Here is a 1889-nt window from a genome sequence, read left to right on the forward strand (position 1 = left end):
TTTCAACTGGGAAACCAGCGTTGACGACGAGACCAACCTTGTCAGCGCTGGCGGCGGGACCCCTTCGCTGAACTTCGCCTGGATCCAGCTCGGCGGCTTCCGCGTTGGTAAGGACGAGTCCGCCTGGGTGACGTTCAGCGGCTATGCCGGCAATGTCATCGACGATTCGATCGTCGGTTATGGCGGCGACTTCGATACCGGCGTGGTCCAGTACTATTTCGATGCCGGCAACGGCTTCTCGGCAGTGGTTTCGCTCGAAGACGGCGCTGGCGTCAACACGGTCGACAGCTACGTTCCGCATGTCGTCGGCGGCGTTAAGTACACGCAGGGCTGGGGTGCGATCAGCGCGACTGGTGTTTATGACAGCGTGTGGGAAGAGTGGGGCGCCAAGGTTCGCCTGGACGTGAACGCCACCAACGAACTCGCCCTGTGGGTCATGGCCAATTACGGCACGGACGACAATGTCGAGCACAATTCCTTCAAGAATTGGGAAGGCAATTGGGCCATCTTCGGTGGCGGCACCTACAAGTTCAACGAGAAGACCTCGTTCAACGCGCAGGTCTCCTATGATGAAGGCAAGAGCCTGGGTGTGGCTGCGAATATCGCTTACGATATCGTACCCGGCTTCACGATCATCGGCGAAGTCGATTACGTCAATCGCAAGGCCTTTTCGGGCCACGAGATTGTCCGCACTGCTGACAGCGACGGCTTTGGCGCTGTCCTCCGCTTCCAGCGCTCCTTCTAAGGGCTGGTTCCATACAGGTGAAATCCAGCCCGGGCGCTTCAACGCCCGGGCTGTTTTTGTTTCGTGACTGGGCTTGGGAAACAGAAGGAATAGGGGGTAACGATAGCTGAACAGGGTCTGCGGAACGATTTCGTGGGATTCGCGGTTTGCGGATGAAATCGATTTGTCGGACAAAAACTCTTGAAAGGGCACTTCCAAGTAGGCTAGGTGTCTCCTGGCCACTTCGGGGGGTGTGGTTAACAATGACAAACGAGGCGATTCAAGAGGGATATCCCTCTGATCATTTTGCGGTCTTTTCTTCTCAAAATTCGAAGTTTAACTACACATACAACAAGATCAGAGAAGTAAAGTCGCATCGGGTCGGAGAGCTGTTTTCAGCCTATCGGGACATATTGTGGGATGATGGGCGACATAAGTACAATGTCAGCTCGTTCATCGGCGAAATAGACGAGATTCTCCTCGGGGAGCGTTTCAGCGCCTTCGACCAGAGTACCCTTGACAACCTTATCGGCACCTTGCGCCAGCGCGGCAACAGCAACGCAACCATCAATCGAAAGATGGCTGCCCTCAGCAAACTGCTGCGCAAGGCTCACAAGATGGGGGATATCCACAGCCTGCCCGAGTTCCGCCGCCAGAAGGAGCGGGCGGGACGGATTCGTTTCCTCGAGAGGGACGAAGAGGCAAGGCTGTTCGCCGCCATCAGGAGCCGCAGCGAGGATGCCTACAGGCTTTCCGTCTTCCTGGTCGATAGCGGCTGCCGTCTCGGCGAGGCGCTCGGGCTGATCTGGAACGACATCCAGGAGCATCGCGTCTCCTTCCGGACCACCAAATCCGACCGCAGCCGCACCATTCCGATGACCGAGCGGGTCAAGGAGGTGATCAAGCTGCCTCCGGCCAAAGGCCGTCGGCCGAAAGGCCCGTTCACCAAGTTCAGCCAAGCACAGTTCCGTGCCATCTGGAACGAGGCGAAAGCCGAAGTCGGACTTGGCGCCGACGAGCAGGTCGTGCCGCACATCCTGCGTCACACCTGCGCCTCGCGTCTTGTCCAGGGCGGCATCGACATCAGGCGCGTGCAGATGTGGCTCGGTCACCAGACGCTGTCGATGACCATGCGCTACGCGCATCTGGCCACCAACGATCTCGA

2 protein-coding genes are annotated in these 1889 nt (G+C 58.0%); both read left to right on the forward strand.

Annotation, left to right across the window (positions count from 1 at the left end; translation table 11 throughout):
• Positions 1 to 745: porin (locus JT360_RS32965; RefSeq protein WP_214477583.1), on the forward strand; the 745-nt coding region annotated here is incomplete at its 5' end.
• 242 nt (positions 746 to 987) lie between these two features.
• On the forward strand, positions 988 to 1889 hold a 902-nt coding region (locus tag JT360_RS32970), incomplete at its 3' end, for a tyrosine-type recombinase/integrase (protein WP_214477585.1).

Origin of the sequence: Mesorhizobium sp. dw_380, from assembly GCF_018588885.1 — a bacterium.
Classification (GTDB): domain Bacteria; phylum Pseudomonadota; class Alphaproteobacteria; order Rhizobiales; family Rhizobiaceae; genus Mesorhizobium.